This is a genomic window from Pseudomonas sp. TE3728 (assembly GCF_056279145.1).
On sequence record NZ_JBWBQT010000001.1, the window covers coordinates 5,576,506 to 5,595,887 of the forward strand.

A 19,382-nucleotide genomic window follows, 5' to 3' on the forward strand; every position below is an offset into this window, starting at 1 on the left:
GGCATTGATCCCGGTCAATTTTCTCTCCTGCCCAATTGGTTAACTTAGCCCCATCGCAACAGGGCAAGTGCAGGAGGCCAGTCATGTTTTTTGACAACGTGGTGATCGCCGGAGTGCTGACTGTCGGCCTCATGGTTCTGTTTTTTGCAGGGTTTGGATTTTTTATCTGGAAGGATTCGCATAAGCGGAAAAAACCGTAGGGTCTTTCTGGAGCAATGAGCACGCAAGGCATTTTGGGCGACTTCGGTCGCCCTTTTTTTTTGTGCGCAGTTTTCTATCGGAATACACAGACCAACTGTGGGAGCGAGCCTGCTCGCGATGACAGTGTCCGGCGCGATGAAAATGTCGCCTGATTAGCCGCTATCGCGAACAGGCTCGTTCCCACAGTTGATCGGTGGTGTCGAGGATTGCAGCAATAAAAAAGGCGCGAACCTCACGGAACGCGCCTTTTTTGTGCCACTGCGTATCAGCTACCCAGTGCTTTCGACGCTAGCCAGAACAGGCCGGCCGACAGGGCCACGGTGGCTGGCAGGGTCAGGACCCAGGCCAGCAGGATGGTCCTGACGGTGCCGCCTTGCAGGCCGCTTTTGTTCGCGACCATGGTACCGGCTACGCCTGAAGACAGGACGTGGGTGGTGGAAACCGGCAGGCTGAAGATGTTCGCCGCGCCGATCATGCACGCTGTGGTGATCTGCGCTGACATGCCTTGGGCATAGGTCATGCCTTGCTTGCCGATTTTCTCGCCGATGGTCAGGACCACGCGTTTCCAACCGACCATGGTACCCAGGCCGAGGGCCAGTGCGACCGCCAGAATCACCCAGAACGGGGCATATTCGGTGGTGGTGGTCAGGTCCTTGCGCAGTTTGTCCAGGTCAGCCTTTTCACGGGCAGCGAGGCCTGGCAGCTTGGCGACTTTCTTCGCGGTGTCGTCCAGGCAGAGCAGGTAGCGACGTACTTCGATGCGGCTTTCCGACGGCAACGAATGGTAGTCGGCTACACCTTTAAGGGTGCCAAGCAGCGCTGAAATGGTCGGTTCGGTCTGTTGCGGGTTGCAACGGAATTTCTCCGGCAGATCGCCTTTCACGCTTTTGCCCAGTGCCAGGAACTCACCCAGGGATTCGCGGTTGCGCTCGTAGAACTGGCTCAGGTGCAGGGTCGCATCGCGAGTACGTTCGATCTGGTAGGTGGTGCTGTTCAGGTCGAGAACGAACTGCGCCGGCACGATGCCGATCAGCACCAGCATGATCAGGCCGATACCTTTCTGGCCATCGTTCGAGCCGTGTACGAAGCTGACAGCCATCGCCGAAATCACCAGCACCAGACGGTTCCAGAATGGCGGGTGTTTTTTGTCGTCGATCTTGCGGCGCTGTTCCGGTGTCTTGTGCATCTTGGACAGCGGACGCCACCATTTAAGACTGATCAGCACCAGGGCTGCGATCAGGAAACCGGCCATTGGCGAGAACACCAGGGAGGCACCGATATCAATCGCTTTCTGCCAGTTCACGCCATCGGCCAACGGAATATCGTTGATCAGGGCGTTGGCCAGGCCGACACCGAGGATCGAACCGATCAGCGTATGAGAGCTGGAGGCGGGGATACCGAAGTACCAGGTGCCCAGGTTCCAGGTGATGGCGGCAGCGAGCAACGAGAACACCATGGCCAGTCCGTGACCGGTGTTCACATTGATCAGCAGTTCTACCGGCAGCAAATGGACGATGGCATACGCCACGCCCACACCGCCCAGCAGCACGCCGAGGAAGTTGAACACACCGGAAAAGAACACCGCCAGATGAGGCGGCATGGCTTTGGTGTAGATAACAGTGGCCACCGCGTTTGCGGTGTCATGAAAGCCGTTGATGAACTCGAAGGCGAGGACAAAGGCCAGGGCGAGCAAGAGGCTCACAAGCACCCAAGCATCCAGTCCGCTGAATAAATCGATCATGAAGGTTTTCTGACCCGGTCGTAAGGGGGCGCGATTATGCCAGAAAAGATGGGTAATCGATGCACTAGCTGCTCATCGGTTACATTCTTCAACGAATTATTTTGTGGCAATCCCCCAGGCCCCAGGTTTTTTCGGGGTTTTACAAGTTATTGAATTTACTTGCAAAGGCCGTAGCCACAAGGGTTTCTCCCGACAGGGCGAGAGGCTTGAACGCGTGTATGAAATATCTGAGAAGAAGGTCGGACAGGAGCCATTTACCTCATCCAATGGATGAGGGGACCGCCGCCCGCTTGTAGCGGGCGCGAAAAGCATCATCGATACAGCCCGCTTTTAACAGGTGTAGATGCAGGCTCTTGAAAGAATTCAAACCGAGGCAGTCATGGCTCTTCGGCTTTGAGTTCCTTTTCCATCTTCTGCAATTCCTGGGAGAAGGCCTGATCCTGAACGGTGGCGCGTTTACGCCAGGGTTTGCGTTCGGGTTCGGGCTGAGCGGCGTAGGTGGTGACTTCCCCGCCGTAAACTTCCTTGTAACGTTGTTCCTGGCGCTCAAGTTCCGCGCGCAGTTCGTCTTTCGTCACAGTGCTACCTGATTGAGTTGAGATTAATTCTGGTGAAACGCGCTGCATCGATTTATTGACCACGCTCGTTGAAGGGACAATGCCTGACACGGCATCGTTCCCTCGGAGCAATCAATTCGTCCTTGTTGCAGGCGGCCACGGCACCAGAGAAAAACAGCTGACGTAGCATCAGTCTCCTGTTTCAGCGAGCGCGTTGGCGGAGCATATGAAATGAGCGTCAGGCGCTTGCTGCGGACAGCGGCAATGGATATTGCGCTGCCGGTTGGCGAAATCGGCAGGTAAAAAACCGGTCGCCACTGAGATGCATTATAGCGGTCGATCCGAAGAACACTATCTCTTGAGAGTTAAAAGTAGTTCCTCGTGTGTGATTGTTTTGTTACTCGCAAACTTTTACCGGTAACTACGGTGCCGTGATGCCAGTTACAGCGGTGACTTTCTGGCGCCATTAAGCCGAACGAATTAGTACACCGGTGCTTCTTTAAAGCGTGACCGAAAATAACAAGCATATTGCAGGGGGATGAAAGCAGTAGGGCTCACTATAAGCAACCGCTGATTGCGATTATCGGCCTATGGTTCGATAATCGCCCAATCTTGGTGGCCGGTGGCTTGTGTGTCAGACCGGGAGCCGCTTGTAATAGTCGCTGACCGTGTGGGAAACAACCGATATGAACGATCAAATGCGCAATTCCTTCGCTTCAGTGGCACCGCCGATCGTTGCCTCGCCCGCCAAGCGAATCCAGGCGCTGACCGGTGACCCGGATTTCATGACCTCCCTGGCCCGTGGCTTGGCGGTGGTGCAAGCGTTCCAGGAGCGCAAGCGGCACCTGACCATTGCGCAGATCAGCCATCGCACGGAAATTCCCCGCGCCGCTGTGCGACGTTGCCTGCATACCCTGATCAAGCTTGGCTACGCCACCACCGACGGACGCACCTATTCGCTGTTGCCCAAAGTACTGACCCTGGGCCATGCCTATTTGTCGTCGACGCCATTGGCGGTTTCTGCCCAGCCGTATCTGGACCGCATGAGCGAGCAACTGCATGAGGCCTGCAACATGGCCACGCTGGAGGGCGATGACATTTTGTACATTGCACGCTCGGCGACCACCCAGCGGCTGATTTCCGTCGACCTTTCGGTGGGCGGGCGATTGCCGGCCTATTGCACGTCCATGGGCAGGATTCTTCTCGCCGCGCTGGACGACACGTCACTGCGCGAATACCTCGACCATGCAGAGCTGCAAGCCAAGACCAGTCGCACGTTGCATACCCCCGAGGCGTTGCTCGAATGCCTGCAAGAGGTACGGCAGCAAGGCTGGTGCATCGTTGATCAGGAATTGGAGCAGGGCCTGCGCTCAATTGCCGTGCCGGTGTACGACGCTTCTGGCCAAGTGGTGGCGGCCTTAAACGTCAGCACCCACGCCGGCCGGGTCAGTCGCAACGAGTTGGAGCAACGTTTCTTGCCAGGCCTGCTAAGTGCCAGTCGTGACCTGAGCGCGCAACTCTTTGCCTAAGCTGTTCGATAAACGCACAGAGTCGCGTTTATCGAATTGACGCTCTTTCCCTTGGATCATTAATGTCGCGGCAGCGTCATCCGGTACTACGGGGCTTCAGTCAGCCGCCGGATCACGCCCCAATAATAATGAGAAGAGGCATCGTCATGCGCACGTTACCCGACTGTCGCTGTCCCCATCGGTTTAGCTGCCGAAACCGGATTGCCTGATTCCGACCTCCTTTCTTGTCATAGCGTCAGCCCCGGCTGGCACCTGTTCGACTGCGTTCTTTGCGTGGAATAAAAATAATGAACCAGCCTCAGTCTGCTGTAGGAAACTGCCTCGACGTACAGTCCTTCATCAACACTCAACCCATTTCGCGCTATCAATGGCGGGTGGTGATTTTATGTTTCCTGATTGTTTTCCTCGATGGCCTCGACACCGCGGCCATGGGGTTTATCGCGCCGGCACTGTCCCAGGACTGGGGCATCGATCGCGCCAGTCTCGGCCCGGTGATGAGTGCGGCGTTGATCGGGATGGTCTTCGGCGCTTTGGGTTCCGGCCCATTGGCTGACCGCTTCGGGCGAAAAGTCGTACTGGTGGGCGCGGTGTTGGTGTTCGGCGCTTTCAGCCTGGCGTCGGCCTATAGCACCAATGTTGATCAACTGCTGGTACTGCGATTCCTCACCGGTCTGGGCCTGGGCGCCGGTATGCCGAACGCCACCACGCTGCTGTCCGAATACACCCCGGAGCGCAAAAAATCCCTGCTGGTGACCAGCATGTTCTGCGGCTTCAACCTTGGCATGGCCGGGGGCGGGTTCATCTCGGCCAAACTGATCCCGGCCTTCGGCTGGCACAGTCTGTTGATGATCGGCGGGATTCTGCCGTTGATCCTCGCTGTCGTCTTGCTGTTCTGGTTGCCGGAATCGGCGCGTTACCTGGTGGTGCGCAATCGTGGCACGGACAAAGTGCGCAAGGCCTTGGCGCCGATCGACCCGGCGGTGGTGGCTCAGGCTTCGAGCTTCAGCGTGCCGGAACAGAAAACCGTGAAGGCGCGCAATGTGTTTGCGGTGATCTTCTCCGGGACTTACAGCACTGGCACGTTGTTGCTGTGGCTGACGTACTTCATGGGCCTGGTGATCGTTTACCTGCTGACCAGTTGGTTGCCGACACTGATGCGCGACAGCGGCGCGAGCATGGAGCAGGCGGCGTTTATTGGTGCGCTGTTCCAGTTCGGTGGGGTGTTGAGCGCAGTGGGTGTGGGCTGGGCGATGGACCGGTTCAATCCGCACAAGGTCATCGGCATTTTCTACTTATTCGCCGGGGTATTTGCCTACGCGGTAGGGCAGAGCCTGGGCAGCATCACATTGCTGGCGACCCTGGTGCTGGTGGCCGGGATGTGTGTCAACGGCGCGCAATCGGCGATGCCGTCGCTGGCGGCGCGGTTTTACCCGACTCAAGGGCGGGCAACCGGTGTGTCGTGGATGCTCGGGATTGGCCGCTTCGGCGCGATCCTCGGTGCGTGGATGGGCGCAACGTTGCTGGGCCTGGGCTGGAACTTCGAACAGGTGCTGACGGCGCTGGTGATTCCGGCCGCGTTGGCGACCACGGCGGTGGTGATCAAGGGCATGGTCAGCCATGCGGATGCAACCTGAGGGCAAGTTTCAGATTCTTCAGCGAGTCTGATGGCCTCTTCGCGGGCAAGCCTCGCTCCTACGGATATGTATGGTCGCGGATATCTCGCGCATCCCGTAGGAGCGAGGCTTGCCCGCGAAGCTTGTAGGGATCGGTAGCGAGACAACAATCTGTTCGATAAACGAACACTCAGTCGATTATCGGATTGTTTAGCGTTTTTCAGGGGCTTAACCTTCAGTCATTCCGGCGCCGAACCTCGCGCCTTTTTCTACCACTGTCGGTTCATAAGAAAACGGGAGCCTGCCCCATGGCTGAAATCCTTTCGCTGCATGACGCGATAAAGCAGTTCGTCAACAATGGCGATACCGTCGCGCTCGAAGGCTTTACTCACCTGATTCCTACGGCGGCGGGTCACGAAATCATCCGTCAGGGCAAGAAAGATCTGACCCTAGTGCGGATGACGCCCGACTTGATCTACGACCAGCTGATCGGTGCCGGTTGTGCTCGCAAGCTGATTTTCTCCTGGGGCGGTAACCCAGGTGTGGGCTCGCTGCACCGTCTGCGTGACGCGGTCGAAAGGCAGTGGCCGCATGCGCTGGAAATCGAAGAGCACAGCCACGCCGACCTGGCCAATGCCTACGTCGCGGGCGCTTCGGGCTTACCGTTCGCGGTGCTGCGCGCCTACGCTGGCTCCGACCTGCCAAAGGTCAATCCGTTGATTAAAACCGTTACATGCCCGTTCACCGGCGAAGTGCTGGCGGCGGTGCCGTCGGTGCGCCCGGACATCACCGTGATTCACGCGCAAAAAGCCGATCGCAAAGGCAACGTGCTGCTCTGGGGCATTCTCGGCGTGCAGAAAGAAGCGGCGCTGGCCGCCAAGCGCTGCATCGTCACTGTTGAAGAAATCGTCGACGACCTCAACGCACCGATGAACGCTTGCGTGCTGCCGACCTGGGCCTTGAGCGCGGTCTGCCATGTACCGGGGGGCGCGCATCCGTCCTACGCCCACGGTTACACCGAACGCGACAACCGCTTCTATCAAGCCTGGGACCCGATTGCCCGCGACCGTGAAACCTTCACCGCGTGGATCAACGAGTACATCCACGGTTGCGCTGACTTCAGTGAGTTCCAGGCCAAGCTGGCCGCTGCTTCGGAGGCCAAGTAATGACTTACACCACCAATGAAATGATGACCGTCGCCGCCGCCCGCCGTCTGAAAAACGGTTCGGTATGCTTCGTCGGCATCGGCCTGCCGTCGAAAGCCGCCAACCTGGCACGTCTGACTTCCTCGCCAGATGTCGTCCTGATCTATGAATCGGGTCCGATTGGTGCCAAGCCCAGCGTACTGCCGTTGTCGATCGGTGACGGTGAACTGGCGGAAACTGCCGACACTGTCGTCCCGACCGGTGAGATTTTTCGCTACTGGTTGCAGGGCGGACGTATCGATGTCGGTTTCCTCGGTGCTGCGCAAGTCGACCGTTTCGGTAACATCAACACCACGGTGGTGGGTGACTACCATCAGCCGAAAGTTCGCCTGCCAGGTGCCGGTGGCGCGCCGGAGATCGCCGGTTCCGCCAAAAGCGTACTGATCATCCTCAAGCAGTCGGCGCGCTCCTTTGTCGACAAGCTTGACTTCATCACCTCGGTCGGCCATGGCGAGGGCGGTGATTCACGCAAGCGTCTCGGCCTGCCGGGCGCCGGTCCTGTCGGCATTATTACCGACCTGTGCATCATGGAACCCGAAGCGGATACTCATGAATTCGTGGTGACCGCGCTGCACCCAGGCGTGACCCGCGAGCAAGTGATTGCCGCCACCGGCTGGGCGATTCGTTTTGCCGATCAGGTGGAAAACACCGCCGAGCCAACCGATGTCGAGTTGACGGCGCTGCGCGATCTGGAAGCCCGCACCGCTGCCGCCCACGGCCAAGCACCCGGAGAAGCCTGATGCGTGACGTTTATATCTGCGATGCCATTCGCACCCCCATCGGCCGTTTCGGCGGCGGCCTGTCGACGGTTCGCGCCGATGATCTGGCCGCCGTGCCGATCAAGGCACTGATGGCGCGCAACCCCTCGGTGGACTGGAGCGCGGTGGACGAGGTGTTCCTCGGTTGCGCCAACCAGGCCGGCGAAGACAACCGCAACGTGGCACGCATGGCGTTGTTGTTGGCGGGCCTGCCGGAAACCATTCCCGGGGTCACCCTCAATCGCCTGTGCGCTTCGGGCATGGATGCGATCGGTACGGCGTTTCGGGCCATCGCCAGCGGCGAGATGGAGCTGGCGATTGCCGGCGGCGTCGAGTCGATGTCTCGCGCACCGTTCGTGATGGCCAAGGCCGATGCGGCGTTCTCGCGCAACATGAAACTGGAAGACACCACCATTGGCTGGCGTTTCATCAATCCGTTGATGAAAGCCCAATACGGTGTGGATGCGATGCCGCAGACCGCCGATAACGTGGCCGACGATTACCGGATTTCCCGCGCCGATCAGGATGCGTTCGCCCTGCGCAGTCAGCAACGCACGGCCGCCGCGCAAGCCGCAGGATTTTTCGCTGAAGAAATCGTCGAAGTGCGCATTGCCCACAAGAAGGGTGAAAGCGTGGTCACGCAGGATGAGCATCCCCGTGCTGACACGACACTGGAAACCCTGGCCAAACTCAAACCGGTCAATGGCCCGGACAAAACCGTCACCGCTGGCAATGCCTCCGGGGTGAACGATGGTGCGGCGGCGTTGATTCTGGCCTCCGGCGACGCGGTGAAGAAACATGGCCTGACTGCTCGCGCCAAGGTGCTGGGCATGTCGAGTGCCGGTGTCGCACCCAGGGTGATGGGCATTGGCCCGGTGCCGGCGGTGCGTAAATTGACTGAGCGCCTGGGCCTGGCGGTCAGCGATTTCGACGTGATCGAGCTCAACGAAGCGTTCGCCAGCCAAGGCTTGGCGGTGTTGCGTGAACTGGGGCTGGCGGATGACGCCGCCCAGGTCAACCCGAACGGTGGCGCCATTGCCTTGGGCCATCCGCTGGGCATGAGCGGCGCGCGTCTGGTGCTGACCGCGCTGCATCAGCTGGAAAAAACCGGTGGCAAAAAAGCTCTGGCGACCATGTGCGTCGGTGTCGGCCAGGGTCTGGCCTTGGCGATCGAACGGGTCTGACACGCTTGGCTGTGAATAAAGCGTCGACTAATAAGAATTGAGGAAAGCGTAATGACTGACAAGCCTGGTTACCGTCGCCCGCAGGCGGGCACTCAGCCGGAATACCTGCACCCTCCTTATCAATCCACCAACCTTCGCTCGCCCTCCAAACCGTTGGTGTTTTTGCCTCATTCGCTGTCGGAAATCACCGGGCCGACCATCGGCGCCGAGCGCATCCAGGAGCAGGACAACGACCTGACCGCGCAGCACGAGGGCGAACCGCTCGGCGAGCGCATCATAATTCACGGCCGCGTGCTGGATGAAAACGGTCTGCCGGTGCCAGGCATTCTGGTGGAGATCTGGCAGGCCAACGCCGCCGGTCGCTACAACCATGCGCGCGACCTGCACGACGCGCCGCTGGACCCGAACTTCACTGGCACCGGCCGCACCGTGACTGACGCCGATGGCTGGTATCAGTTCCAGACCATCAAGCCTGGCGCCTATCCGTGGGGTAACCATCACAACGCCTGGCGCCCGGCGCACATCCATTTCTCACTGTTTGGACCGAGCATCCTGACGCGTCTGGTGACCCAGATGTATTTCCCGGGCGACCCGTTGCTGGCTTACGACCCGATCTATAACTGCGTGCCTGATACGAGTGCCAAAGAGCGCCTGATCGCCCGTTTCGACCTGGAAAAAACCATCCCTTCCTACGCCCTCGGTTATCGCTGGGACATCGTCTTGCGCGGCCGCGAAGCCACGCCGATGGAGAAATAAGATGACGCTGAACGCGACCACGTCCCACACCGTCGGGCCGTATTACCACATCGGCCTGACCTGGCTGAACCGTGAAGACCTGACCGTTGCACAAACCCTCGGCGAGCGCGTGGCGATCACCGGGCAAGTCGTCGATGGCAATGGCGACTTCGTCAACGACGCCATGCTCGAAGTCTGGCAGGCCAATGCCGCCGGCAAGTACGACCACCCCGAAGACGATCAGGACAAACCCCTGGACCCGAACTTCGAAGGGTTTGGCCGGGTGCCGGTGGATGCAGAAGGGCGCTTTCGATTTACCACGATCAAACCGGGCACCGTGGAAGGCCTGAAGGGCACGACCCAGGCGCCGCATTTGGTGGTACTGGTGTTTGCTCGCGGGTTGGTAAAGCACTTGCTGACGCGGATTTACTTTGATGGCGAACCGGCCAACGTGGCGGACCCGTTGCTGGAGTGCGTGCCAGCCGAACGCCGCGCTACCTTGCTGGCGAAGCGGGATGCTGCGGGTGTTTATCAGTGGAATGTGGTTCTGCAGGGGACGGATGCCGAGACGGTGTTCTTCGATTATTGAGTGATTGTTGCTCTTGTGGCGAGGGAGCTTGCTCCCGCTCGGCTGCGAAGCAGTCGTAAAAACGGTTGGATTTGGGCTTGCTTCGCAAGCCAGCGGGAGCAAGCTCCCTCGCCACAAGAGATTGCGTTTGCGCATCCTCGGCATCGGCCTGGCATATGAGGTGGCCAATGCAATCTTCGGCGGTTCGGCGGAATATGTAGCGCTGAGCCTTAACGCCGTGGGGAACAGGCGAAGTATTTGCACCACGACCTTTGATCTTTACGCGTCGGCCTGACCGGCCCCACGCCTGCAAGGACTGTTTATGAACCAGCGACCGGGCAATCAATTGTTCGATGCCTACTTCACGGCACGCGACATGCGTGAGGTGTTCTGCGATCAGGGCCGGGTTCAGGCCATGCTTGATTTCGAAGCGGCACTGGCTCGGGCCGAGGCGCGGGTTGGGCTGATTCCGCAAACGGCTATCGCGTCTATCGAAGCGGCATGTCGGGCCGAACATTACGACTTCGCCGCGTTGGGTGAGGCGATTGCCACGGCGGGCAATTCGGCGATTCCGCTGGTCAAGGCGTTGGGCAAACAGATCGCGAAGAACGATGCCGAAGCCGAGCGTTACGTGCATCTGGGCGCGACCAGCCAGGATGTAATGGACACCGGCCTGGTGCTGCAACTGCGCCGCGCGCTGGAATTGATCGAAGCTGATCTGGCGCACTTGGGGGAAACCCTCGCGACCCAGGCTTGGCGTTACGTCGCCACGCCAATGGCCGGACGCACTTGGCTGCAGCATGCGACGCCGGTCACCCTCGGCATGAAAATCGCCGGTTGGCTGGGGGCGGTGACGCGCAGCCGTCAGCGTCTGCGGGAACTCAAACCGCGCCTGTTGGTGCTGCAATTCGGTGGTGCCTCCGGCACCCTCGCGGCCCTCGGCGAGCAGGCGATGCCGATTGCCGAAGCCTTGGCCGCAGACCTGCAACTGACCTTGCCGGAACAACCGTGGCACACCCAGCGTGATCGTCTGGTGGAGTTTGGCGCGGTGCTCGGACTGATCGCTGGCAGCCTCGGCAAACTCGGTCGTGACATCAGCCTGTTGATGCAGACCGAGGCCGGCGAAGTGTTTGAACCGTCGGCGCCGGGCAAGGGCGGTTCTTCGACCATGCCGCACAAACGCAACCCGGTGGGCGCGGCGGTGCTGATCGGTGCGGCGACGCGGGTGCCGGGTTTGCTCTCGACCTTGTTCAGCGCGATGCCGCAGGAGCACGAACGCAGCCTGGGCCTGTGGCATGCCGAATGGGAAACCCTGCCGGAGATTTGCTGTTTGGTGTCAGGCAGCCTGCAGCAAGCGCTGTTGGTGGCCGACGGACTGGAAGTGGAGGCCGACCGCATGACACGCAACCTCGACCTGACCCAGGGCCTGGTGCTGGCCGAAGCCGTGAGCATTGTGCTGGCACAACGGGTTGGTCGCGACACTGCGCACCATCTGTTGGAGCAGTGCTGCAAACGCGCAGTGGCCGAGCAACGTCATTTGCGCGCGGTGCTCGGCGACGAACCGCAGGTGACTGCCGAACTGTCGGACGCTGAACTCGATCATCTGCTGGACCCTGCCCATTACCTCGGTCAGGCCCATACCTGGGTCGAGCGAGCGGTGGCTGAACATTTTGCGTTGATAGCTTGAAGGAGACTGCCGTGGCATTCGTACAACTCGCCGAGGGCGAACTGCATTACCAAATCGAGGGCCCTAACGAGGCGCCGGTGTTGGTGCTGTCCAACTCGCTGGGCACCGACCTGCACATGTGGGACGCGCAAATCCCTGCGTTCACCGAGCATTTTCGGGTGTTGCGTTTTGATACCCGTGGTCACGGCAAATCGTTGGTGACGCCGGGGCCGTACAGCATCGAGCAACTGGGCCGCGACGTGCTGGCGCTGCTGGATGCGCTGCACATCGACCGCGCGCATTTCTGTGGGCTGTCCATGGGCGGGTTGATCGGTCAATGGCTGGGGATCAATGCCAGTCAGCGATTGAACAAACTGATCGTGTGCAACACCGCGGCGAAAATCGGCGACCCATCGGTGTGGAATCCACGGATCGAAACCGTGCTGCGTGACGGCTCGGCGGCGATGGTTGCCCTGCGTGATGCGTCGATTGCGCGGTGGTTCACCGCGGATTTTGCCGAGGCCAATCCGGCAGCGGTTAAGCGGATTACCGACATGCTTGCGGCCACGTCTCCTGAAGGTTACGCGGCCAATTGCGCGGCGGTGCGCGATGCCGATTTCCGTGATCAGCTGTCGTCGATTCAGGTGCCGTTGCTGGTGATTTCCGGCACCGAAGATGCGGTGACGCCGCCGTCCGGCGGGCATTTCATTCAGGAACAAGTGCGTGGCGCGGAGTACGCCGAGTTCTACGCCGCGCACCTGTCCAACGTCCAGGCCGGCGCTGTATTCAGCGACCGAGTACTGGCGTTTTTGTCAGCTCATTGAGGGGATTGTTGTGGACGAGAAACAACGTTACGACGAGGGCCTGAACGTTCGCCGTGCAGTACTGGGCGACGCCCATGTCGACCGCAGCCTGAATGCGCTGACCGAGTTCAACTCGGAGTTCCAGGAGATGATCACCCGCCACGCCTGGGGCGACATCTGGACCCGCCCGGGCCTGCCGCGCCACACCCGTAGCCTGATCACCATCGCGATGCTGATCGGCATGAACCGCAACGAAGAACTCAAACTGCACCTGCGCGCCGCCGCCAACAACGGCGTGACCCGCGGCGAAATCAAGGAAGTGATCATGCAGAGCGCGATCTACTGCGGCATCCCGGCGGCCAATGCGACCTTCCACCTGGCTGAATCGGTGTGGGATGAGTTGGGGGTTGAATCGCGGGAGTGATTCGCGAAAGTTGTGTTGTCTGAGCTGACGCCTTCGCGGGCAAGCCTCGCTCCTACAGTTGTCCGGCGTGACCGCAAGCTTTGTGTTCACCGAGGATTCCTGTGGGAGCGAGCCTGCTCGCGATGGCGGGAGTGGGGTTTACAACAAACTGATCGGATAGCTGACGATCAACCGGCTCTCGTCGAACTCGTTGTTGCTGAAGTCGCGGCGGATGGTCGAGTTGCGCCATTTGACGTTGAGGTTTTTCAGCGTACCGCTCTGCACCGTATAGCCCAGTTCGCTTTCACGGCCCCATTCCTTGCCGTCGCTGGTGGTTGCAGTGTGTACGTTGTCGCCGCTGATGTAGCGGTTCATCAGGGTCAGGCCTGGCACGCCAAGGGCGGCGAAGTTGTAGTCGTGGCGCAATTGCCAGGATCTTTCCTTCGCATTGTCATAGCTGGCGTTGTAGCTGTCGTTGGCCAAGGTACCGCCGCTGGTGCCGTTGACCCGCATCCAGGCGCTGTCACCGCTCAGTTTTTGCAGGCCGACGTAGAAGGTGTTGCCGCCATATTTGGCCGAGAACAGGCCCGACCAGGTTTTGTTGTCCAGCTCGCCGGCCCGGGCGCTGCCGTCATCCTTGCCATAGAAAAACCCAAGATTGGCGCCCAGCGTCCAGTCCCCTAGCGGTTGGGTGTGGATCAGGTTGACGTATTGCTGGCTGTAGATGTCCTTGAGTTCAGCGTTCCACAGGCCGATCTGAGTGCGTTTGCCGTTGAAGGCATATTCACCGCCCTGGAAGTTGAAGCGGTCTGAGGTGAACGCCGTTTTGCCGGTCATCGACATGTCATTCATGCTGCTGTCATCGCGCGGGCTGTTGGCGCGGAACTGGCCACCGTAGAGCGTCAGGCCGTCGATTTCCTTCGAGGTGATCTGGCCGCCACGGAAGGTTTGCGGCAGCGAGCGACCGTCGTCCGAACGCAGGATCGGCAGCACCGGCATCCACTCGCCGACCTTCACCTCGGTCTGGGACAGCTTGGCCTTGAACGCCACGTTGGTTCGACCGAAATTGTCTGCCGGGCGACCATCGTGATCCAGCGGCAACAACTGTGTACCGCCGGTGCCTTTGCCGCCGTCGAGCTTGACCGAGTACAAACCCAGCACGTCCATGCCAAACCCGACGGTGCCCTGGGTGAACCCGGACTTGGCGTCGAGGATGAAGCTTTGCGTCCACTCTTCAGCCTTGCCCTGGCTTTTGGTCGGGTTGGTGAAGTTACGATTGATGTAGAAATTGCGCAGGTTCAGGTTGACCTTGGCGCCTTCGACAAAACCGGCTTCCTCGGCCATGGCGGGCAGGGCCGCACCGGCCAGTGCGATGGCGATCAGGCTGGGAAAGAAATACTGCGTGGAAGGCGTCATGGGCTCGGGTCTCTCTAATTCTTGGAGGTGAAACAGGGTGGTGCCGCAACGTTTGGGTTGCAGACATAAGATGTCGAATTCAGAAAAGCGGGGGCGAAGTCAGCCGGACAGGGCAGGGCGCGAGGACATGGTGTCGAACCTGTTGTTATTGGTTTTGTGCGACAGATGGTGAGGGAAAGGGACTAAACGGTTCAATCGGCGAGGGCGGGTTCTGGGCGATTATCGAACGGCAAAAGATCAAAAGATCGCAGCCTTCGGCAGCTCCTACGCAGGTGCGCGATTTCATGAGCTGCCGAAGGCTGCGATCTTTTGATCTGGCTTTTCCCGCCGTCAACAAAAAGCCCACCGATCGGTGGGCTTCGTGTTTTTACCGCGCTATCAGAACAACTTCATCTTCGGCGCTTCTTCTTTCAACGGCTCGTTCTTTGCCGTCTGTTCATTCCAGCCACCACCCAATGCCTTGTACAGATTGACCGCGCTGGTCAGCTGCGCCAGACGGTCGGTGATCAGCGCCTGTTGGGCACTGAACAACTGGCGCTGGGCGTCGAGGAAGGTCAGGTTGCTGTCGACACCGATGCGGTAGCGACGCTCGGCCAGACGGTAGTAGTCCTGGTTGGCGCTGACGAAATCACGCTGAGCCTGCAACTGCTCGGTGTAGGTCTGGCGTGCGGCCAGGCCATCGGCGACTTCCTGGAAGGCCGTTTGAATGGACTTCTCGTAGTTCGCCACGCCGATGTCTTTCTGGATTTTGGAGTAATCCAGACTGGCGCGCAGGGAGCCGGCGTTGAAGATCGGCAAGTTTATCTGCGGCTGGAACAACCAGGTGCCCGAACCGCCCTTGAACAGACCGGACAGATCCGGGCTCAGGGAGCCGGCATTGGCGGTCAGGCTGATGCTCGGGAAGAACGCAGCCCGTGCCGCGCCGATGTTGGCGTTGGCAGCTTTGAGGTTGTACTCGGCCTGAAGGATGTCCGGACGACGTTGCAGCAAGTCCGATGGCAGGCCGGCCGGCACTTCGCTCAGCACGTCGTCCGACAGTGGCTTGGCCGCTTGCAGATTGGCCGGAATACCGGTGCCGAGCAGCAGCACCAGGCTGTTTTCATCCTGGGCGACCTGACGGGTGTATTTGGCCAGTTGCGCCCGGGCGTTTTCCACCGAGGTACGCGACTGGGCCAGATCCAGTGCCGAGGCGACACCCACTTCGTTGCTGCGCGAGGTGAGCTTGTAACTCTCCTCGTAGGCGCCGAGGGTTTCCTGGGTCAGTTTCAGCAGCTCTTTATCAGCCTGCCAGGTCAGGTAGGCATTGGCCACACTGGCCACCAGGCTGATCTGCGTGCTGCGGCGTGCTTCTTCAGTGGCGAAGTATTTCTGCAGGGCTTCTTCGCTCAGGCTGCGAACCCGACCGAACAGGTCGAGTTCATAAGCGCTGATGCCGACAGTGGCCGAGTAGGAACTGGAGATGGCTGCTTCACCGGTCTGCGAGGCCCGTGCCGGAACTCGCTGACGGCTGCCGCTGCCGGTGGCCGAAACCGCCGGGAACAGATCGGCACGCTGAATGCGGTACTGAGCTGCATAAGCGTCGATGTTCAGCGCCGCGACGCGCAGGTCACGGTTGTTCTCCAGCGCGGTTTGAATCAGCTGTTGCAGCGCCGGGTCGTGGAAAAACTGCTTCCAGCCTTGTTCGGCTGCGGCCTGGTTAGGCGCCTGGGCCGGCGAATAGGCCGGGCCTTGCGGGTATTGGCCCGCCACCGGAGCTTCAGGCTGCTGATAATCGGGTATCAGCGAGCAGCCGCTCAGCACGAAGGCGGCGACTGCGATGGAGAGTAGCGACTTGCTCATTAGCCAGCCTCTTTAGATGGTTCAATGGCGTCATCCTGGTCGGCGACTTTGCGCTGGCCCATGGACGACACGGTGACAAAGAACAAGGGGACCCAGAAGATCGCCAGCACAGTGGCTGTGATCATACCGCCAATCACCCCGGTACCGATCGCATGCTGGCTACCCGAACCTGCGCCCGTGGAAATGGCCAGCGGAACCACACCGAGCACGAACGCGAGCGAGGTCATGATGATCGGTCGCAGACGCATCCGGCAGGCTTCGATCGCGGCATCGCGCAGGCTACGTCCTTGCTCATGCAGTTCCTTGGCGAACTCGACGATCAGAATGGCGTTTTTTGCCGCCAGGCCGATCGTGGTCAACAGCCCCACCTGGAAGTACACGTCGTTGGACAGGCCACGCATGCTGGTCGCCATCAGCGCACCGATAATCCCCAGCGGTACCACCAGCATCACCGCGATCGGGATCGACCAGCTTTCATACAGCGCCGCCAGACACAGGAACACCATCAGCAGCGACAAGGCGTACAACGCTGGCGCTTGCGAGCCGGACAGACGTTCCTCGTACGACAGGCCCGTCCAGGAAATACCGACACCGGCCGGCAGTTTCTTGGCCAGGGCTTCGACTTCGGCCATCGCTTCACCAGTGGAATGGCCTGGCGCCGGGGCACCGAGGATTTCCATCGCTTCTACGCCGTTGTAACGGGCCAGTTTCGGCGAACCGTAGATCCACTCACCTTTGGCGAACGACGAGAACGGAACCATGGTGCCGGCGCTGTTGCGCACGTACCACTTCTTCAGGTCTTCGGGGCTCATGCGAGCACCAGGCAGGCCTTGGATGTAAACCTTTTTCACGCGACCGCGGTCGATGAAGTCGTTCACATAGCTACTGCCCAGGGCAATCGACAGGGTGTTGTTGATGTCGGTGAGGGTCACGCCCAGGGCGCTGGCCTTCTCATCGTCGATTTCCAGCTGATATTGCGGCTCGTCGTTCAGGCCGTTAGGACGGACTTGCGACAGGACCTTGCTTTGCGCCGCCATGCCGAGGAACTGGTTACGGGCTTCCATCAGCTTTTCGTGACCGATACCGGCGCGGTCCTGAAGGAACACGTCGAAACCGGTGGCGTTACCCAGTTCCAGTACAGCCGGTGGTGCGAAGGCAAACACCATGGCGTCGCGGAAGGTAAAGAAGTGCTGTTGGGCACGGGCCGCGAGTTTGAACACGCTGTTGTCGGCGTTACGTTCTTCCCACGGTTTGAGCATGATGAACGCCATACCCGAACTCTGACCACGGCCGGCGAAGTTGAAGCCGGTCACGGTAAACACCGAGGCCACTGCATCGCCTTCACCGCCCTCCGAGCTCGGACGCAGCAGGAATTCGCGCATTTCGTCCACGACCACTTGCGTACGCTGGGAGCTGGAACCGGCCGGTGTCTGCACTTGCGCAAACAGTACGCCCTGGTCTTCTTCCGGCAGGAACGCCGTTGGAATACGGGTGAACAGCCAGATCATGCCGACCACAATGATCAGGTACGCCAGCAGGTACGGAGCCTTGTGCGCGAGCATATTGCCCACGCCGCGCTCGTAGCTTTTGACGCCACGGTCGAAGCTGCGGTTGAACCAGCCGAAGAAGCCGCGTTTCGGCGTACCGTGCTCACCTTTCGGAATCGCCTTGAGCATGGTTGCGCACAGCGCCGGGGTGAAGATCAACGCCACCAATACCGACAAGGCCATGGCCGAAACGATGGTGATCGAGAACTGCTTGTAGATCACACCGGTGGAGCCACTGAAGAACGCCATCGGCAGCAGTACCGCCGACAGCACCAGGGCGATACCGACCAGGGCACCCTGAATCTGCCCCATGGATTTCTTGGTGGCCTCCTTGGGTGACAGGCCTTCTTCGCTCATGACCCGTTCGACGTTTTCCACCACGACGATGGCATCGTCCACCAGCAAGCCGATGGCCAATACCATACCGAACATGGTCAGGGTGTTGATGCTGAAGCCGAACGCCGCGAGGATCCCGAACGTACCCAGCAATACCACCGGCACGGTCATCGTGGTGATGACGGTGGCGCGGAAGTTTTGCAGGAACAGGAACATCACCAGGAACACCAGCACGATCGCTTCGACCAGGGTTTCAACCACGCCTTTGATCGACTCGGTCACCACCGGGGTGGTGTCGTACGGGAACACCACTTCCATCCCTTCCGGGAAGAAAGGCTTGAGGGTGTCGATGGTATTGCGCAGGGCTTTTGCGGTGTCGAGGGCGTTGGCGCCGTTGGCCAGTTTCACCGCCAGGCCGGAGGCCGGGGCGCCGTTGAACTGGGCGCTGATCGAGTAGTTTTCGCCACCCAGACCGACTTCCGCAACGTCGCCGACACGCACTTGCGAGCCGTCCTTGTTGACCTTCAGCAGGATCGCCTTGAACTGCTCGGCGGTCTGCAGACGGGTCTTTCCGATGATCGTCGCGTTCAGCTGTTGGCCGGGCAGGGCAGGCAAGCCGCCGAGTTGACCGGACGAGACCTGGACGTTCTGCGCCGCGATGGCGGTTTTCACGTCCACCGGGGTCAGGTTGTAGTTGTTCAACTTGGCCGGGTCCAGCCAGATCCGCATCGCGTACTGGGCACCGAAGACCTGGAAGTCACCGACACCGGCGGTGCGCGAAATCGGGTCTTGCATGTTCGACACGATGTAGTTGGACAGGTCGTCCTTGGTCATGCTGCCGTCGCGCGATACCACGCCGATGACCATCAGGAAGTTTTTCACCGACTTGGTCACGCGGATGCCCTGTTGCTGCACTTCTTGCGGCAGCAGCGGGGTGGCCAGGTTCAGCTTGTTCTGGACCTGAACCTGCGCGGTATCGGAGTTGGTGCCCTGCTCGAAGGTCGCGGTAATGGTCATGTTGCCGTCGGAGTTACTTTCCGACGAGACATAACGCAGGTTATCGATACCGTTGAGCTGTTGCTCGATCACTTGCACCACGGTGTCTTGCACGGTTTGTGCGGACGCGCCCGGGTAGGTCACCGAGATCGCAATAGCTGGAGGCGCAATGCTCGGGTATTGGTTGATCGGCAGTTTGAGAATCGATAGAGCCCCGACCAGCATAATCACCAGGGCAATTACCCAGGCGAAAATCGGACGGTCGATAAAAAATTTCGACATGGT

The 19,382-nt window shown here is 59.9% G+C and carries 16 protein-coding genes and 1 pseudogene; 12 read left to right on the forward strand and 5 right to left on the reverse strand.

Annotated elements, in window-relative coordinates; all coding sequences use genetic code 11:
• Nucleotides 1-83: 83 nt before the first annotated feature.
• Nucleotides 84-200, forward strand: coding sequence for a cytochrome c oxidase subunit CcoM (gene ccoM / locus ACZ89R_RS24480; RefSeq protein WP_007906619.1), 117 nt, complete (start codon nt 84-86; stop codon nt 198-200).
• A gap of 266 nt (nt 201-466) precedes the next feature.
• Here the strand turns inward: ccoM and ACZ89R_RS24485 are convergent, their stop codons facing one another.
• Together ACZ89R_RS24485 and ACZ89R_RS24490 are read right to left on the reverse strand one after the other, a co-directional pair.
• Nucleotides 467-1,942, reverse strand: coding sequence for an inorganic phosphate transporter (locus ACZ89R_RS24485; RefSeq protein ID WP_063342708.1), 1,476 nt, complete (start codon nt 1,940-1,942; stop codon nt 467-469).
• A gap of 377 nt (nt 1,943-2,319) precedes the next feature.
• Nucleotides 2,320-2,520, reverse strand: a complete 201-nt coding sequence (locus ACZ89R_RS24490) for a hypothetical protein (protein WP_007903846.1) — start codon at nt 2,518-2,520, stop codon at nt 2,320-2,322.
• Between the two features lie 665 nt (nt 2,521-3,185).
• Between ACZ89R_RS24490 and pcaR the strand changes: the two genes are divergently transcribed.
• From pcaR to pcaC, 11 genes and pseudogenes are all read left to right on the forward strand, one after another.
• On the forward strand, nt 3,186-4,028 hold the full coding sequence (gene pcaR, locus ACZ89R_RS24495; protein ID WP_008074568.1) for a pca regulon transcriptional regulator PcaR: 843 nt from the start codon (nt 3,186-3,188) through the stop codon (nt 4,026-4,028).
• A 287-nt stretch (nt 4,029-4,315) separates the two neighbouring features.
• Nucleotides 4,316-5,662: a 4-hydroxybenzoate transporter PcaK gene (gene pcaK, locus ACZ89R_RS24500; RefSeq protein ID WP_429547812.1), complete on the forward strand. Its 1,347-nt coding sequence runs from the start codon at nt 4,316-4,318 to the stop codon at nt 5,660-5,662.
• A gap of 287 nt (nt 5,663-5,949) precedes the next feature.
• Nucleotides 5,950-6,807 carry a CoA transferase subunit A gene (locus ACZ89R_RS24505; protein WP_429547811.1) on the forward strand — a complete coding sequence of 286 codons (858 nt, stop codon included), beginning with the start codon at nt 5,950-5,952 and terminating at the stop codon, nt 6,805-6,807.
• A complete protein-coding gene (locus ACZ89R_RS24510) occupies nt 6,807-7,586 on the forward strand; it encodes a CoA-transferase subunit beta (RefSeq protein ID WP_008005876.1) in 780 nt (259 codons plus the stop codon). Before ACZ89R_RS24505 ends, ACZ89R_RS24510 begins: the two co-directional genes overlap by 1 nt.
• Nucleotides 7,583-8,788 (forward strand): 3-oxoadipyl-CoA thiolase, encoded by a 1,206-nt coding sequence (pcaF, locus tag ACZ89R_RS24515; RefSeq protein WP_429547952.1) that lies wholly within the window; start codon nt 7,583-7,585, stop codon nt 8,786-8,788. Before ACZ89R_RS24510 ends, pcaF begins: the two co-directional genes overlap by 4 nt.
• Before the next feature lie 51 nt (nt 8,789-8,839).
• Nucleotides 8,840-9,544, forward strand: a complete 705-nt coding sequence (gene pcaH / locus ACZ89R_RS24520; RefSeq protein WP_063342711.1) for a protocatechuate 3,4-dioxygenase subunit beta — start codon at nt 8,840-8,842, stop codon at nt 9,542-9,544.
• A gap of 1 nt (nt 9,545) precedes the next feature.
• On the forward strand, nt 9,546-10,112 hold the full coding sequence (pcaG, locus tag ACZ89R_RS24525) for a protocatechuate 3,4-dioxygenase subunit alpha (protein ID WP_429547810.1): 567 nt from the start codon (nt 9,546-9,548) through the stop codon (nt 10,110-10,112).
• Between the two features lie 127 nt (nt 10,113-10,239).
• A pseudogene (locus tag ACZ89R_RS24530) lies at nt 10,240-10,335 on the forward strand (hypothetical protein); the annotation flags it as partial.
• A 78-nt stretch (nt 10,336-10,413) separates the two neighbouring features.
• Nucleotides 10,414-11,778, forward strand: a complete 1,365-nt coding sequence (locus ACZ89R_RS24535; protein WP_429547809.1) for a 3-carboxy-cis,cis-muconate cycloisomerase — start codon at nt 10,414-10,416, stop codon at nt 11,776-11,778.
• An 11-nt stretch (nt 11,779-11,789) separates the two neighbouring features.
• A complete protein-coding gene (gene pcaD / locus ACZ89R_RS24540; protein ID WP_429547808.1) occupies nt 11,790-12,581 on the forward strand; it encodes a 3-oxoadipate enol-lactonase in 792 nt (263 codons plus the stop codon).
• A gap of 10 nt (nt 12,582-12,591) precedes the next feature.
• Nucleotides 12,592-12,984 carry a 4-carboxymuconolactone decarboxylase gene (pcaC, locus tag ACZ89R_RS24545; RefSeq protein ID WP_008005892.1) on the forward strand — a complete coding sequence of 131 codons (393 nt, stop codon included), beginning with the start codon at nt 12,592-12,594 and terminating at the stop codon, nt 12,982-12,984.
• A gap of 138 nt (nt 12,985-13,122) precedes the next feature.
• Here the strand turns inward: pcaC and ACZ89R_RS24550 are convergent, their stop codons facing one another.
• The 3 genes from ACZ89R_RS24550 to emhB form a co-directional block, all read right to left on the reverse strand.
• Entirely contained in the window at nt 13,123-14,379 is a 1,257-nt protein-coding gene (locus ACZ89R_RS24550; protein ID WP_429547807.1) for an OprD family porin, read from the reverse strand.
• 378 nt (nt 14,380-14,757) lie between these two features.
• On the reverse strand, nt 14,758-16,218 hold the full coding sequence (gene emhC, locus ACZ89R_RS24555) for an efflux RND transporter outer membrane subunit EmhC (protein ID WP_123499202.1): 1,461 nt from the start codon (nt 16,216-16,218) through the stop codon (nt 14,758-14,760).
• Nucleotides 16,218-19,379, reverse strand: a complete 3,162-nt coding sequence (gene emhB / locus ACZ89R_RS24560) for an efflux RND transporter permease subunit EmhB (RefSeq protein ID WP_192344309.1) — start codon at nt 19,377-19,379, stop codon at nt 16,218-16,220. The genes emhC and emhB overlap by 1 nt, the downstream gene beginning before the upstream one ends.
• Between the last annotated feature and the right edge of the window lie 3 nt (nt 19,380-19,382).